Origin of the sequence: Streptomyces sp. NPDC048643, from assembly GCF_040650615.1 — a bacterium.
In the GTDB taxonomy this organism is placed as follows: domain Bacteria; phylum Actinomycetota; class Actinomycetes; order Streptomycetales; family Streptomycetaceae; genus Streptomyces.
Genome location: NZ_JBEZHO010000048.1, coordinates 12924 through 28278, shown reverse-complemented (window position 1 = coordinate 28278; position 15355 = coordinate 12924). Strand labels below are relative to the sequence as shown.

10 protein-coding genes are annotated in these 15355 nt (G+C 70.5%); 6 read left to right on the top strand and 4 right to left on the bottom strand.

Going from position 1 to position 15355, the window contains the following annotated elements; all coding sequences use genetic code 11:
- Positions 1-5: 5 nt before the first annotated feature.
- A complete protein-coding gene (locus AB0C62_RS33290; protein WP_362979597.1) occupies positions 6-2285 on the bottom strand; it encodes an MMPL family transporter in 2280 nt (759 codons plus the stop codon).
- A gap of 346 nt (positions 2286-2631) precedes the next feature.
- Between AB0C62_RS33290 and AB0C62_RS33285 the strand changes: the two genes are divergently transcribed.
- Entirely contained in the window at positions 2632-5025 is a 2394-nt protein-coding gene (locus AB0C62_RS33285) for a M4 family metallopeptidase (protein ID WP_362979595.1), read from the top strand.
- 87 nt (positions 5026-5112) lie between these two features.
- Here the strand turns inward: AB0C62_RS33285 and AB0C62_RS33280 are convergent, their stop codons facing one another.
- Positions 5113-5733, bottom strand: a complete 621-nt coding sequence (locus AB0C62_RS33280) for an L-threonylcarbamoyladenylate synthase (RefSeq protein WP_362979593.1) — start codon at positions 5731-5733, stop codon at positions 5113-5115.
- Between the two features lie 159 nt (positions 5734-5892).
- Here AB0C62_RS33280 and AB0C62_RS33275 point away from each other — a divergent pair, with 159 nt between their 5' ends.
- Both AB0C62_RS33275 and AB0C62_RS33270 read left to right on the top strand, forming a co-directional pair.
- Positions 5893-6966 carry a dihydrodipicolinate reductase gene (locus AB0C62_RS33275; RefSeq protein ID WP_362979591.1) on the top strand — a complete coding sequence of 358 codons (1074 nt, stop codon included), beginning with the start codon at positions 5893-5895 and terminating at the stop codon, positions 6964-6966.
- Positions 6967-6978: 12 nt separating this feature from the next.
- On the top strand, positions 6979-7458 hold the full coding sequence (locus tag AB0C62_RS33270; RefSeq protein WP_362979679.1) for a carboxymuconolactone decarboxylase family protein: 480 nt from the start codon (positions 6979-6981) through the stop codon (positions 7456-7458).
- An 88-nt stretch (positions 7459-7546) separates the two neighbouring features.
- On the opposite strand, the gene AB0C62_RS33265 is transcribed toward AB0C62_RS33270, so the two are convergent.
- Positions 7547-9187, bottom strand: a complete 1641-nt coding sequence (locus AB0C62_RS33265; protein WP_362979589.1) for a GMC oxidoreductase — start codon at positions 9185-9187, stop codon at positions 7547-7549.
- 252 nt (positions 9188-9439) lie between these two features.
- Here AB0C62_RS33265 and kstD point away from each other — a divergent pair, with 252 nt between their 5' ends.
- Positions 9440-11248: a 3-oxosteroid 1-dehydrogenase gene (gene kstD / locus AB0C62_RS33260; RefSeq protein ID WP_362979587.1), complete on the top strand. Its 1809-nt coding sequence runs from the start codon at positions 9440-9442 to the stop codon at positions 11246-11248.
- 35 nt (positions 11249-11283) lie between these two features.
- Here the strand turns inward: kstD and AB0C62_RS33255 are convergent, their stop codons facing one another.
- Positions 11284-12390, bottom strand: coding sequence for a PP2C family protein-serine/threonine phosphatase (locus AB0C62_RS33255; RefSeq protein WP_362979585.1), 1107 nt, complete (start codon positions 12388-12390; stop codon positions 11284-11286).
- Positions 12391-12745: 355 nt separating this feature from the next.
- On the opposite strand from AB0C62_RS33255, the gene AB0C62_RS33250 reads away from it, so the two are divergent.
- Both AB0C62_RS33250 and AB0C62_RS33245 read left to right on the top strand, forming a co-directional pair.
- Positions 12746-13483, top strand: coding sequence for an anti-sigma factor (locus tag AB0C62_RS33250; protein ID WP_362979583.1), 738 nt, complete (start codon positions 12746-12748; stop codon positions 13481-13483).
- Positions 13484-13612: 129 nt separating this feature from the next.
- A complete protein-coding gene (locus AB0C62_RS33245; RefSeq protein WP_362979581.1) occupies positions 13613-15268 on the top strand; it encodes a sulfite oxidase in 1656 nt (551 codons plus the stop codon).
- Positions 15269-15355: the final 87 nt, after the last annotated feature.

Here is a 15355-nt window from a genome sequence, read left to right as displayed (position 1 = left end):
CGGTGTCACCCGTCGGCCGGCGGCCGTACGGGATCCACGGCGCGCGGGGCCGGCTCGCCCTCCGTGTCGATGTGCGGCAGGATCCGGTCGAGCCACCTCGGGGTCCACCAGGCGTGGGCGCCGAGCAGGGTCATCACGGCCGGAACGAGCAGCAGCCGCACCACGGTCGCGTCGATCAGCACGCTCACGGCGAGCCCGAGCCCGAGCATCTTGACGACGATGTTGTCGCTCAGGATGAAGGCGGCGAAGACGCTCACCATGATGAGGGCGGCACAGGTGATCACCCGGGCGGTGATCTCCAGGGCGTGCGCGACGCTCGCCTTGGCGTCGCCGGTGCGCAGCCAGGCCTCGTGGACCCGTGACAGCAGGAAGATCTCGTAGTCCATGCTGAGCCCGAAGATGATCGCGAACATCATCATCGGCACGTAGCTCTCGATGGGCACCTTGCCCGCCACCCCGAGCGAGGGTCCGCCCCAGCCCCACTGGAAGACGGCGACGACGACACCGTAGGAGGCGGCGATGGACAGGACGTTGAGGACCGCCGCCTTGAGCGCGACGAGCAGTCCGCGGAAGACGATCAGGATGATGATGAACGCGAGCGCGACGACCACGGCGATGATCAGCGGCAGCCGGCTCGCGACGATGTCACGGAAGTCGACCTGGGCCGCCGTGGTCCCGGTGACGTAGCCCTTGGCGGCGGTGCCGGACACGGCCTGCGGGAGCGTGTCGTCGACCAGGTGGTTCGTCAGGTCGGTGGTCACCTCGTTCTGCGGGGACTGCTGGGAGAAGACGGTGCCCACCAGCACGTCTCCGTCCTTCGTGGCGGTGAGCGGGGTGACGGTGGCCGCGCCGGGTACGCCGGTGAGGGCCTTCTTCGCGTTCGACGCCAGCGCCGAACGCTGGTCGGACGGCACGTCCGTCTGGTCGATGACCACGGTCAGCGGACCGTTGGAGCCGGGCCCGAAGGCGTCCGACATGATGTCGAACGCCCGTCGGTCCGTGAAGGACGTCGGGTCCGCGCCGTCCCCGATGTGGCCGAGCTGGATGGAGAACAGCGGGATGGCCAGCACCACCACCGTGACCAGGCCGCCGGTGAGGAACCACCAGGGGCGTCGCTCCACCCGCAGGGCGTAACGGTGCCAGGTGCCGTGCGCGGGCTGCCCGGGTTCGGCGTCCGTCTCCGCGACGGGCCTGCGCAGGTGGTAGCGGTCGATGTGCCGGCCGACGAGCCCGAGCAGGGCCGGGACGATGGTGAGGGCGCCGGCGACCGCCGAGACGACCGTGACGGCCGCCGCGAGGCCCAGCTTGCTGATGAAGGAGACGCCGGAGACGGACAGCCCCGCCAGGGCGATGATGACGGTGCAGCCCGAGACGAGGACGGCCCGACCGCTGGTCGCGGTCGCCCGTCCCGCCGCGTGGACCGGATCGGTGCCGTCGATGAGGTTCTGCCGGTGACGTGTGGTCAGGAACAGGGCGTAGTCGATGCCGACGCCGAGTCCGATCATGGTGGCGAGCGTCGGTGACACGGTCGCGAAGGTGAACGCGGCGGCCAGCAGCCCCAGACAGGCCAGGCCGCCGACCACGCTGATCAGCGCGGTCACCAGCGGCAGGCCCGCCGCGATCACACTGCCGAAGCCGACGAGAAGGACGACGATCGCCACCGCGAAGCCGATCGCCTCACTGAGCCGGTCGTTGGCCGCGGGGCGGGCCAGCTCACCCAACGGGCCGCCGTACTCGACGTCGACGCCGGCGGATCTCAGCGGCTTCACGGCGCTGTCGACCCCGTGGAGGTAGTCGTCGCCGAGGGTCGAGGGCTGCACGTCGAAGCGGACGGTGATGTACGCCGTCTTCCCGTCGTCGGACAGCGGCCCGACGTTCGGCTGCTGGGACTGGCCCGAGGACTGCGAACCCGGCGGCGGGAGCGGGTTCTGCGCCGACAGCACGTGCGGCAGCTTCTGCAGGTCGCCGACCGTCTGGCTCATCTGGGAACTCAGCGACGTCAGCGGCTTCTGCGTGTCCCGCAGGACGACCTGGCTGCTGTAGCCACCGGCCGCCGGGTCGTGCTCCTCGAGGACGTCCACGCCCTTCGTGGACTGCACTCCGGGAAGCGTGAAGTTGTCCGAGTACTCTCCGCCGAACGAGCGGTTCAGCACCTGCAGCGCGGCCAGGACCACCAGCCAGGCCACGATCACGATCACGAAGTGCCGGGCACACCACTCGCCCAGCCGCCGTAGCAGTCCGGGCCTGTTCCGCCCGCCCCCTGAAGTGGCCTGCGTCGCCGCCATGCGTTGCTCCCGGGGGAAGACGACCCTCCGACGCCCTCATTAAACGACGGGACGATCATCGCGGCCCGGCGAGAAGCGGGGCGTGGGGACGCCGTCGACGGGCGGCGGCACGCCGGGCGACAGGGTGTTCCCTCACCGCGGCGTAGGGATAACCCTCGATCGGCGGCGAGGCAATGTCATGCATCGGTCAACAGTGCAATCCTTCCCCCACCTGTACGGCGGGTCGCGTCCGACCTGCCCACGGTCGCGTTCCCGCACGCCCCTGCTCAGCTCGTCCCGGACAGCACATCCCGTCTGCCCGGTCTGTCACCGGCCGCCGACCGCGGCCGAAGCAGTAGGAGTACGAGTGAGACGTATCCCCCGTCAGGCGACCGCGGCCGGAGCCCTGGTGGCCACCGCCGCGTTCCTGGCCGTCGGCATACAGACGGTCCCGGCAGCCGCCAAGCCCGCCCCCCACACCAGCACCCTGCGCACCGGGGGACTGGAAACGAAGCTTTCCCCCGCCCAGCACACGGCCCTGCTGAAGAAGGCGTCTCAGCGGACGACGGACACCGCCGGTCTCCTCGGCCTCGGCCCGAAGGAGAAGCTGGTCGTCAAGGACGTCGTCAAGGACAACGACGGCACCCTGCACACCCGTTACGAGCGCACCTACGCCGGACTCCCCGTGCTCGGCGGCGACGTGGTCGTCCACACCCCGCCCGCCTCCCGGGCCACCGGAACGGTCGGCACGACCTTCAACAACAAGCACACCATCAAGGTCGCCACCACCACCGCGTCGTTCACCAAGGCCGCCGCAGGGGCCAAGGCACTGAAGGCGGCCAAGGCGCTCCAGGCGCAGAAGCCCGCCGCCGACAGCGCCCGCAAGGTCATCTGGGCCGGCACCGGCACCCCGCGTCTCGCCTGGGAGACCGTGGTCAGCGGCCTCCAGGACGACGGCACGCCGAGCAGGCTGCACGTCGTCACGGACGCGACCACCGGCAAGGAACTCAGCCGGTACGAGGGCGTCCAGACCGGCACCGGCAACACCCAGTACAGCGGCACCGTGACGCTGAACACCACGCTGTCCGGCTCGACGTACCAGCTGACCGACAGCACGCGCGGCGGCCACAAGACGTACAGCCTGAACAACGCCACGTCCGGGACCGGCACCCTGATGACGGACGCCGACGACACCTGGGGGACCGGGGCCGGCTCCAACACCCAGACCGCCGGCGCCGACGCGGCCTACGGCGCCCAGATGACCTGGGACTTCTACAAGAACACCTTCGGGCGCAGCGGCATCAAGAACAACGGCGTCGCGGCCTACTCCCGCGTCCACTACAGCTCGGCGTACGTCAACGCCTTCTGGGACGACAGCTGCTTCTGCATGACCTACGGCGACGGCTCCGGCGGCACCCACGCGCTGACCTCGCTGGACGTGGCGGGTCACGAGATGAGCCACGGTGTCACCTCCAACACCGCGGGCCTCGAGTACTCCGGGGAGTCCGGCGGTCTCAACGAGGCGACCTCCGACATCTTCGGCACCGGCGTCGAGTTCTACGCCGCGAACTCCTCCGACGTTGGCGACTACCTCATCGGCGAGAAGATCAACATCAACGGCGACGGCACGCCGCTGCGCTACATGGACAAGCCCAGCAAGGACGGCGGCTCAGCGGACAGCTGGTACTCCGGCGTCGGCAACCTGGACGTCCACTACTCCTCGGGCCCCGCGAACCACATGTTCTACCTGCTCTCCGAGGGCAGCGGCACCAAGGTCATCAACGGTGTCACCTACAACAGCCCGACCTCCGACGGTGTCGCCGTCGCCGGCATCGGCCGGGCCGCGGCCCTGCAGATCTGGTACAAGGCGCTGACGACGTACATGACGTCCAGCACCAACTACGCCAGTGCCCGCACCGCCGCGCTGAACGCCGCGACCGCGCTGTACGGCTCGGGCTCGGCCCAGTACGCCGGGGTGGCCAACGCCTTCGCCGGCATCAACGTCGGCAGCCACGTCACCCCGCCGACGAGCGGCGTGACCGTCACCAACCCGGGCAGCCAGTCGGCCACCGTCGGAACCGCGGTGAGCCTGCAGATCGCGGCGAGCAGCACCAACAGCGGCTCCCTCGGCTACGCCGCCTCCGGTCTGCCGGCCGGTCTGTCGATCAACAGCTCGACGGGCGCCGTCACCGGCACGCCGACGACCGCGGGGACGTACAGCACGACCGTCACCGTCACGGACAGCACCGGTGCCACCGGTACCGCGACGTTCACCTGGACGGTCAGCTCCTCGGGCGGCGGAGGCACCTGCACCGCCAAGCAGTTGCTCGGCAACCCGGGCTTCGAGTCCGGCAACACCACCTGGACCGCCAGCAGCGGCGTCATCACGACCGACACCGGCCAGGCGGCACACGGCGGCTCCTACAAGGCCTGGCTGGACGGCTACGGCTCGACCCACACCGACACGCTGTCCCAGTCGGTGGCCGTGCCGAGCGGCTGCAAGGCCACGCTGACGTTCTACCTGCACATCGACACGGCCGAGACGACCACCAGCACCGCGTACGACAAGCTCACGGTCACGGCCGGATCGACCACGCTGGCGACCTACTCGAACCTCAACAAGGCCACCGGCTACGTCCAGAAGACCTTCGACCTGTCCTCCTTCGCCGGCTCCACCGTCGCGCTGAAGTTCAGCGGCGTCGAGGACTCCTCGCTCCAGACCAGCTTCGTCGTCGACGACACCGCCCTGACGACCAGCTGACCGGCACCAACGGCACAGCCTGAACGACGGTGACCGCGCCGTGGGCCCTCCGCGAGGACGACCCACGGCGCGGTTCCCTGTCCCGCCCTACTCGAACCGTGACGGGTCGCCCGCCCCGAGCCGTACGATCTCGGGCTCCCCGGAGGAGAAGTCGACGACGGTCGTCGGCTCCGTACCGCAGTCGCCGGAGTCGATCACGGCGTCCACCACGTGATCGAGCCGGTCCTTGATCTCCCAGCCCTGGGTGAGCGGCTTGTCCTCCTCCGGCAGGAGCAGCGTGCTCGACAGCAGCGGTTCACCGAGCTCGGCGAGGATCGCCTGCGCGACGACGTGGTCGGGGATGCGCACGCCGACCGTCTTCTTCTTCGGGTGCAGCAGCCGGCGCGGGGCCTCCTTCGTCGCGGGCAGGATGAAGGTGTAGCTGCCCGGCGTCGCCGCCTTGACCGAGCGGAAGACCGCGTTGTCGATCCGTACGAAGGTTCCGAGCTGCGCGAAGTCCTCGCACATCAGGGTGAAGTGGTGCCGCTCGTCGAGCTGGCGGATCGAGCGGATGCGGTCGATGCCGTCCTTGTTGCCGAGCGCGCAGCCGAGCGCGAAGCAGGAGTCCGTCGGGTAGACGATCAGTCCACCGCTGCGGACGATCTCCACCGCCTGGCTGATGACGCGGCGCTGCGGGTTCTCGGGATGCACGTCGAAGTACTTGGCCATGCCTCCGAGCCTACGGGCTGTCCTGTCCTTGGCCGGGAGTCCCGCACCCCGCCCTCTCGCCGCACCCCTGCGCGGTCCGGTGCGGTCCGGTGCGGAACCGGTTTCTTTTCCCCGGTCACGGCTATGGGAACCTCGCGGTCGGCTCGCTACCCTCCGCGCATGATTTCCACGGTGGTCTGGGGTACCGGCAATGTCGGCCGCGCGGCCATCCGCGCTGTCGAAGCCCACCCGAAGCTGAAACTCGCGGCCGTGCTCGTCCACGCTCCCGGGAAGGTCGGCCGCGACGCGGGCGAACTCGCCGGGCTCGACCACGGCCTCGGCCTCGCCGCGACCGACGACATCGAGGCCGTCCTGGCTCAGGGCCCGGGGGCCGTGGTCTACGCGGCCTCGGGCGACATCCGGCCCGACGAGGCCCTCGCCGACATCGCCCGGGCGATCCGGGCCGGAGCCGTCGTCGTCACGCCCGCTCTCTATCCGCTCTACGACCAGCGCAACGCGCCGCCGGAGTTCCGGGAGCCGATGCTCGCCGCCATCGCGGACGGCGGCGGCTCCCTGTTCGTCTCCGGTGTCGACCCCGGCTGGGGCAACGACGTGCTGCCCCTGCTGATCAGCGGTCTCGGCACGACGGTCGACGCCATCCGCTGCCAGGAGATCTTCGACTACTCCACCTACGAACAGGAGGAGTCCGTCCGCCACCTGGTCGGCATGGGACAGCCGATGGACTACGAGCCGCTGATGCTCGCCCCGTCGATCCCGACGATGGTGTGGGGCGGCCAGATACGGCTGATGGCGCGCGCCCTCGGCGTCGAACTCGACGACATCCGCGAGACGTTGGAACGGCGTCCGCTCGCGACGACGGTGAGCACCCGCACGATGGGGGAGTTCGCGGCCGGCACGCAGGGCGCCGTGCGCTTCGAGGTGCAGGGGATCGTCGACGGCGAGGCCGTCATCGTCATCGAGCACGTCACCCGCATCCACGCGTCCTGCGCACCGGACTGGCCGACGCCGCCCGACGGCGACGGCGCCCATCGCGTGATCATCGAGGGCCGCCCGCGGATCGAGGTCACCGTCGAGGCGACGGACGAGGGCGAGAACCGGTCCGCGGGCGGCAACGCCACCGCGGTCGGCCGGCTGGTCGGCGCCGTCGACTGGCTGGTGGAAGCGGAGCCGGGCCTCTACGACGCACTCGACGTCCCGCTGCGTCCGGCAGTCGGCCGACTCGGAAGGAAGTGACGACCCATGACCATGCACATCGACATCCCCGAGGGCCAGGAGCCGATCGGGTACGTGTGGGGGGACATGGTCCCCGGCATCGGGATGGCGGCGGCGAACTTCTCGCTGTCGGTGTACGCCCACACGACGCTGGGGCTGCGCGAGTTCGAGGCGGCACGGCTGCGCGTCGCGCAGATCAACGGCTGCATGTTCTGCCTCGACTGGCGCACCGAGCGCGACGGTCTGAAGGTCGAGGAGGAGTTCGCGGACGCGGTGACCCGGTGGCGTACCACCGACGCGTTCGACGAGCGGACCAGACTGGCCGCCGAGTACGCCGAGCGGTACGCCCTGGACCACCACGGTCTGGACGATGAGTTCTGGGGCCGGATGACCGCCTGCTACAGCCAGCGGGAGATCGTGGAACTGAGCATGAGCATCGGCTCGTGGCTGGCGTTCGGCCGGCTCAACCACGTGCTGGGCCTCGACAGCGTGTGTGTGCTGCCGACGCACTGAGGCGACCACCGCACGGAGGAGACCCGGGCCGCTCGGGCGGCCCGGACCATCTCGGGCGGACGTCGGCCGATCCCAGGGGCGTGGCCGCCTAGAGGTCGGTGGCGATGATCTTCTCGATGTTCCGTTCGGCGAGCGCCGTGATGGTGACGAACGGGTTGACGCTGGTGTTGCCCGGGATGAGCGAGCCGTCGATGACGTACAGGCCCGAATATCCCGCCAGGCGGCCGTAGTTGTCGGTCGCCTTGTTGAGGACGGCGCCTCCGAGCGGGTGGTACGTGAGGTGGTCGCCCCAGATCTTGTACGTGCCGAAGAGGTCGGTCCGGTAGATCGTCCCCTCCTTCTTGTTGATCTTGTCGAAGATGGACTTCGCCATGTCGATGGCGGGCTGCTTCCAGGCCGTCTGCCAGTCCAGGTCCACGTTGCCGGTGGCCGCGTTCCAGCTGAACCGGGCGCGGTTGGGGTTCTTGGTGATGGACAGGTAGAACGACGCGAAGGTCTCGATGCCGGTGGGCAGGGGCGCGACCTCGGCGAACGCCCCGCCCGCGGCCCAGTTGTCGATGCCGCCGCAGGGGATGCTGGACTGGAGCGAACCGGTCGGGTCCCAGATGTGGTTGGCCCGGCCGCACATGACGTTGCCGTTGTCGCCCCAGCCCTGGCCGATCTCGCCGTTGAGGGAGGGCAGCGCGCCGGTCGCCTTCAGCTTGACCAGGAGCTTGCTGGTGCCGACGCTTCCGGCGGCGAAGAACACGCGGTCCGCGGTCACCGTCTTGGAGGCCGTCGCGTCGCCGTTGGTGTTGAGCTCGTCGATCAGCACGGTGTAGCCGCCGCCCGCTGCGGGGGAGACCGAAGTGACCTTGTGCAGCGGGGAGATGGTGACCCGTCCGGTCGCCCTGGCCTGGGCGAGGTAGGTCTTCTGCAGTGACTTCTTGCCGTAGTTGTTGCCGTAGAGGATCTCCGCGGCGAGTGCCGACTTGGGCGCGGTGCCGGCGGCCTCCTGCTTCATGTAGTCCCAGTCGTACACGTCGGGCACGAACACGAACGGGAAGCCGGAACGCTGGGCCTGTTTACGGCCGACCCGGGCGTACTGGTAGCAGTCGGTGGTGTCGAACCACGCCGGGTCCACCAGTCCCACGCCGAGATTCGTGTTGGCGCGCGGGTAGTACGTCGAGTACATCTCGTCGGCGTTCACGGACGGGAGGATGGCGCCGAAGTTCTCCCGCTTGGGGGTGACGGCCATGCCGCCGTTGACCAGGGAGCCGCCACCCACGCCGCGGCCCTGGTACACGATGATCTGCCCCATCTCCTCGGCGTCCAGGATCCCCGTGTAGCGCGGGATGGACCGGTCGATGGGGAAGCCGAGGAAGTTGCTCAGGGGCTGTTTGGTCTTGGTGCGCAGCCAGTACGAACGGTAGTCCGGGCTGGTCGTGTTGGCGAAGATCTTGCCGTCCGAGCCGGGGGTGTCCCAGGCCATGCCCATCTCGACCATCTGTACGTCGACGCCCGCCTGGGCGAGTCTCAGGGCGGCGACCGAGCCGCCGTATCCGGTGCCGATCACCAGGACGGGGACGTGTGCTCCGGAGGGGATGGCGGCGGCCGTGACGGTCGGCGCCGGGGCCGCTGCGGCGCGTCCGGCGAGACTCACGGCCCCAAGAATAGAACCTGTTCCAGCAATGAATCGTCGACGCGAGACACCTCTGGAATCCTGGCTGGACTGGTTGATGTCACTCATGTGACGCTCCTCACTCTGGGATGAGTGGGAACACGTTCTACTGTTACTGGCTTGTTAAGTCACTACATACCGGTTGGTAACTTGTGTCCGATCTTGGGTGGTCCGCCGGGGCCCGGTCCGTTCGCTCTTGACTTCACAAGACCCTTGCGCGAAATTTCTGACGCTGCATCAGAACCGGTACGGCGGGGGCCTGTCGGCCTCCGGAGCACGGAACGCCCCCACCTTCCCCCCGCCCTGCTGGAGCGATCTGCCATGTCCTCGAACACCGACCCCGCCAGACCTGCCGACTCCGCCCCCGCGCCCCGCCCGTCACGGCGCCGCGTGCTCGGCGCGGCCACGGGAACCGGACTCGCGCTCGCCACCGGACTCGCCACGGCCACCGGTGCCACGGCGGCGGACCTGCCCGCACTGGGCACGTACGACGTCGTCGTGGTCGGCTCCGGAGCGGCGGGCATGACCGCCGCCCTGACCGCCGCGAAACAGGGACTGACCTGCGTCGTCGTGGAGAAGGCTGCCACCTTCGGAGGTTCGGCCGCGCGCTCCGGCGCGGGTATCTGGATCCCCAACAACGAGGTGATCCTCGCCGCCGGGGTGCCTGACAACCCGGCGAAGGCCGCCGCCTACCTCGCGGCCGTCGTCGGCCCGGACGTCTCCGCCGACCGGCAGGCGGCCTTCCTCGGCCACGGGCCCGCGATGATCTCCTTCGTCCTGGCCAACAGCCCGCTGCGCTTCCGCTGGATGGAGGGGTACAGCGACTACTACCCCGAGCTGCCCGGCGGCCTTCCGGGCGGCCGCTCCATGGAGCCCGACCAGCTCGACGGGAACATCCTCGGCGCCGAACTCGCCCGGCTGAACCCGGCGTACATGGCCGTCCCGGCCGGCATGGTCGTCTTCAGCGCCGACTACAAGTGGCTCACCCTCGCCGCCGTGAGCGCGAAGGGCGCGGCTGTCGCCACGGCGTGCCTGGCCCGCGGGACCAAGGCCGCGCTGCTCGGGCAGAAACCGCTCACGATGGGCCAGTCCCTGGCGGCGGGCCTGCGTGCGGGACTGCTCGCCGCCCAGGTCCCGGTGTGGCTGAACACCCCGCTGTCCGACCTGTTCGTCGAGAACGGCGCCGTCACCGGCGCCGTCGTCACCCGGGACGGCGCGGCCGGCCTCGTACGGGCCAGGCGCGCCGTCGTCGTCGGCTCGGGCGGCTTCGAGCACAACGCCGCGATGCGCGCGCAGTACCAGCGGCAGCCCATCGGGACCGACTGGACGGTGGGGGCCAAGGAGAACACCGGTGACGGCATCCAGGCGGGGCGGCGAGCCGGAGCCGCGCTCGACCTCATGGACGACGCGTGGTGGGGCCCCGCGATCCCGCTCCCCGAGGAGCCCTACTTCTGCCTCGCCGAACGCACCCTGCCCGGCGGTCTGCTGGTGAACGCCGCCGGAGCGCGCTTCGTCAACGAGGCCGGGCCCTACAGCGACGTCGTACACACCATGTACGAGCGGAACGCGAACGCGCCGGACATCCCGGCCTGGCTGGTCGTCGACCAGAACTACCGCAACCGCTACCTGTTCAAGGACGTCGCGCCCACGTTCCCGTTCCCCGACTCCTGGTACACCTCCGGCGCCGCGTACAAGGAGTGGACCCTCGACGCCCTCGCCGGCCGGATCGGTGTCCCGGCCGCCGCCCTCCGCGCCACGGTCAACCGCTTCAACAGCCAGGCCCTGAACGGCAGGGACCCCGACTTCCACCGGGGTGACAGCACCTACGACCACTACTACACCGACCCCGCCGTCCGTCCCAACTCCTGTCTGGCCCCGCTGTGGCTGCCCCCGTTCCACGCCTTCAGGATCGTCCCGGGCGACCTCGGCACCAAGGGCGGCCTGCGCACGGACGCCCGCGCCCGCGTCCTGCGCCCCGACGGCACACCGATCCCCGGCCTGTACGCGGCGGGCAACGCCAGCGCGGCCGTCATGGGCCACAGCTACGCGGGCGCCGGCTCGACGATCGGCCCGGCGATGACGTTCGGCTACATCGCGGCACGGGACATCGCGGCGAACGCGGCACGCTGAGAGGGAACGGTATGGGCCGGCCGGTCCGGGGCCGGTCACGTCCGGTCGGGCGGCAGCGGTTCCAGTGCCAGCATCGTCACGTCGTCGCGGATCGAGGGACAGAAAGTGGTGAGGTCCTTCCAGACGCGTTCGGGGAGGGCGTTCGTGGGTTCGTCGGCGAGTGTGGTGAGGCGGTCCGGCAAGGGGTAGAAGGCGCCGGACGGGTCGCGGCTCTCGCTCACGCCGTCCGACGCCAGGAACAGCCGGTCGCCGGGCTCCAGTTCGACGGTGCGGCACTCGGGAGGGGCCAGATCGAAGAACCCCGTGCCGACAGGGGGCCCCGGCTCGCTGTCGAGTTCGAGGGCCTTCGTGCCGCGCAGCAGCAGCGGACGCGGATGTCCGCAGGACACCAGCCGCACGGCGTCCGCCGCGGGTGAGAACTCCAGCAGCAGCACGGTCGCGAACATCTCCGCGTGCTCGGCCCCCGACGAGTCCACGACCAGCCTGCGGTCGAGTCGCGCCGCGGCGTCGACGAGGTCGCGCTGGTCGAGGACGGTCTCCCGGAACGCCCCGAGGAGCGACGCGACCGTCCCCACCGCCGACAGTCCGTGTCCCTGTACGTCACCCATCACGGCCCGGACACCGAAGGGACCGTCGCGCACGTCGAAGAAGTCGCCGCCGACCAGCGTCTCCCGCTGCGCGGGGCGGTACAGACCCACGCAGCGCACCGGCCCGACCCGGTCGGGCAGCGGGGGCAGCACGGCGAGCTGGGCGGCCTCCGCCACCGACCGCACGGTGACCAGATGCTGTTCCCTGCGGCTGCGGACCAGGGACACCAGAACGCTGAGCAGGGCGATGAAGATGATGGTGAGGAGGTCGGCGTCGCCCGGCCGGTTGAGCTGAATGGCGGGGATGTTCAACAGGATCACGGTGACCAGCCCGAACGCCGCCGTCCCCACCGGCCCGTAGGACAGGACGGCGAGCGAGGGGATGGCGCCCAGCAGGAACCCGATGTCCAGCGCGTGACCGGTCGCGAGCTCGGCGACGCAGACGCCCACCAGCAGGGCGATCGGAAGCAGTCGTACCCAGCGCGGAGGGGGCGAGCCGCGCAGCCAGCCCCGGTCCGTACCGTCCCGCTCGCCGGGCGCGGCCTTCGTGGCCATGGCACTCCTCCTTATGCCACCACGCTCCTCCATTCCGGACGGCCGCGCATTCCGTCGGCCGGCCCGGGTGGGCAGTGCCGCCGGGCCGACGCGAAGCCCCGCCACCACGGGGATAGGGGGCGACGGGGCTCCACCCCTCGGGTGCCCGGCGTGGGGTGCTTCACCCGGGCGGTGCGGAATCGCACACCAATCCGCGGCCCCTTCGGCTGCGGATTACCGGTGATGGGCTGTGTGCCGGGAAAGGACTCCGAATGTCGCGTGGAATTCTCGCAGGTGCATTCCCGGCCGGGACGGAGCCCGGTCGCCCCGCGTTCATCGGTCGCTTCTCTTTCGCGTCCGTCTCCGGGGCGTCGTCATGAGAGACGACCCGCATCTGCTGATGGGTGCCTACGCGCTCGACGCGCTGGACCCCGCCGAACGAGCAGAGTTCGAGCGGCACCTGGGCTCCTGCCCGGTCTGCGCGACCGAGGCGGAGGAACTCCGAGAGACCGCGGCCCGCCTCGCCGCGGCCGCGACGGTGCGCCCGCGCGGGGAGTTCAGGCAGGACGTGCTGACGCGCGTCGAGGGAACACGACAGGTCCCGGCCCATGTGCTCCGGACGAGGATCCCGGCCCTCACCGGACGCTCGCACCGCGCCGCGCGATGGACCCTTGCGGCCTGCGTCGCCGCCGCCCTCGCGTTCGGCGGCGCGAGCGTCCTGCAGAACCAGCGGGCCGGTGCCGAACAGGCCCGGGCCGAACACCGACTGGCCCTCGTCACCGCACTGTTGGCCGCCCCGGACACACAGACCCAGTCCCTGCCGCTGTCCGGGGACGCCACCGCCCGTCTGGTCGTCTCGCACCAGGTGGACCGTGCCCTGTTCACCGCCGACACCGTTCCCTCACCGGGGCGGGGCCGCGTGTACGAACTCTGGTTCAACGACGCCGGGGTGATGCGGCCCGCCGGACTCGTCCGCGCCTCCGGCGACCCCGTCACCGTGGTCCTCGACGGCGACATCGGCGCGGCCTCGGGACTGGGCGTCACCGTCGAACCCGAACGAGGTTCGGCCCATCCCACGTCGACCCCCGTGGCGCTGCTCGGCTTCCGCGCGTGAGGGGCCGGCCCGGGACGACACGGTCGGTCGGACGGGCCCCACTGACGCGGCCGGGCGGAATTGGTCGTACGAGGTGAATTTCCCGTCCGGACCAATCCGCCGGGCCGTCGGAATCGGATTCCCCTCGTGATGACAGGACAGAAGGACCGGAATGCGCGGAAGAATTGGGTGCGCTACCCGCTCGGTGCGCTGAGCGGATTTCTCGCCGGATTCGCCGCCCTCGCCATGGCCGAACTGGTTTCCGCGCTCGTACGCCCCGAGGCGGGCCCGATCGTCGCCGTCGGGGGCGCCGCCATCGACCGCACGCCGCCCGCCGTGAAGGACTGGGCGATCCGGCATTTCGGTACGAACGACAAGCTCGTCCTCCAGCTGGGCATCCTGGTCGTCCTCGCCCTGTTCGCCGGCGTGCTCGGCGCGTTCGCCGTCCGCCACCGCCGTGCCGGGGCGGCGGGCGTGCTCCTCTTCGGTGTCATCGGCGGTGCCGCCGCGCTCAGCCGCCCCGACTCCACGAGCTGGACCGACGCCCTGCCGTCGGTGGTCGGAGCACTGTGCGGCGCGGCCCTCCTGTACGTGCTGGTCGGACGGCTCACCGTCACCCGACCAGCACCCTCCGCGCCGGACCCCCAGCCGGACGAGAACCACTCCACGGCGACCGGCGGAGCTGCCGCCCCGGCCGTCGCGTCGAGGGAGTCCGGCTGGGACCGGCGCGGATTCATCATCGCGGCCACCGCGGCGGCCGCTGCTTCGGCCGGAGCGGGAGCCCTGGGCCGTTCGCTGAACGGCGACCGTGGCCAGGACGCGGTCGCCTCACGCGACAAACTGGTGCTGCCGACCGCGTCCTCCCGGGCCAGGCCCATCCCGAGGGGGGCGCAGCTCCGCATCCCCGGGATCAGCCCCTTCGTGACACCGAACGGCGACTTCTACCGTGTCGACACGGCCCTGGTGGTCCCCAAGGTGGACGCGACCGCCTGGCGGCTGAAGATCCACGGCAAGGGCGTGACCCGCCCGATGACGTTCACGTTCGACGACCTGCTCCGGCGCGAGCTCATCGAGCGGAACGTCACGCTGACCTGCGTGTCCAACGAGGTCGGCGGGCCCTACGTCGGAAACGCCCGCTGGATCGGCGTGCGGCTCGCCGACCTCCTCGCCGAATGTGGTGTACGGCCGCCGTCCAAGGGCGGACCGGCCGATCAGCTGGTGGCCCGCTCGGTCGACGGCATGACGATCGGCAGTCCCGTGGACGACGTGATGGACGGCCGGGACGCGATGCTCGCCGTGGGCATGAACGGGCAGCCGCTGCCCTTCGAGCACGGCTTCCCGGTGCGGATGCTCGTCCCGGGCCTCTACGGCTACGTGTCGGCGTGCAAGTGGATCAAGGACATCGAGCTGACCACCTTCGACGCCTACGACCCGTACTGGGTGAAGCGGAAGTGGGCGCGCAGGGCGCCCATCAAGACCGAGTCCCGCATCGACACCCCGAAGCCCTTCGCGCGACCGAAGGCGGGCACCGTCATGGTCGCCGGTGTCGCCTGGGCCCAGCACCGGGGGATCGACAAGGTCGAGGTGCGGGTCGACGACGGCGCCTGGCAGGAGGCGCGTCTGGCCTCCGAGGACACCGTCGACACCTGGCGGCAGTGGTCCTTCCCCTGGCAGGCCACGAGCGGCGGGCACACCCTCACGGTCCGGGCCACCGACCGCACGGGCCGGGTGCAGACGGCCAAGCGCACCCAGACGATTCCGGACGGTGCCAGCGGCCGGCACTCCGTGGTCGTCACCGTCGACTGACCCACTCGACGTCCTGGTGGACCGCGGGGGCTCCGGGCGGCTACTGCGGACGGGTGTATTCGCGAACGGACAGTCACATGACCTGGA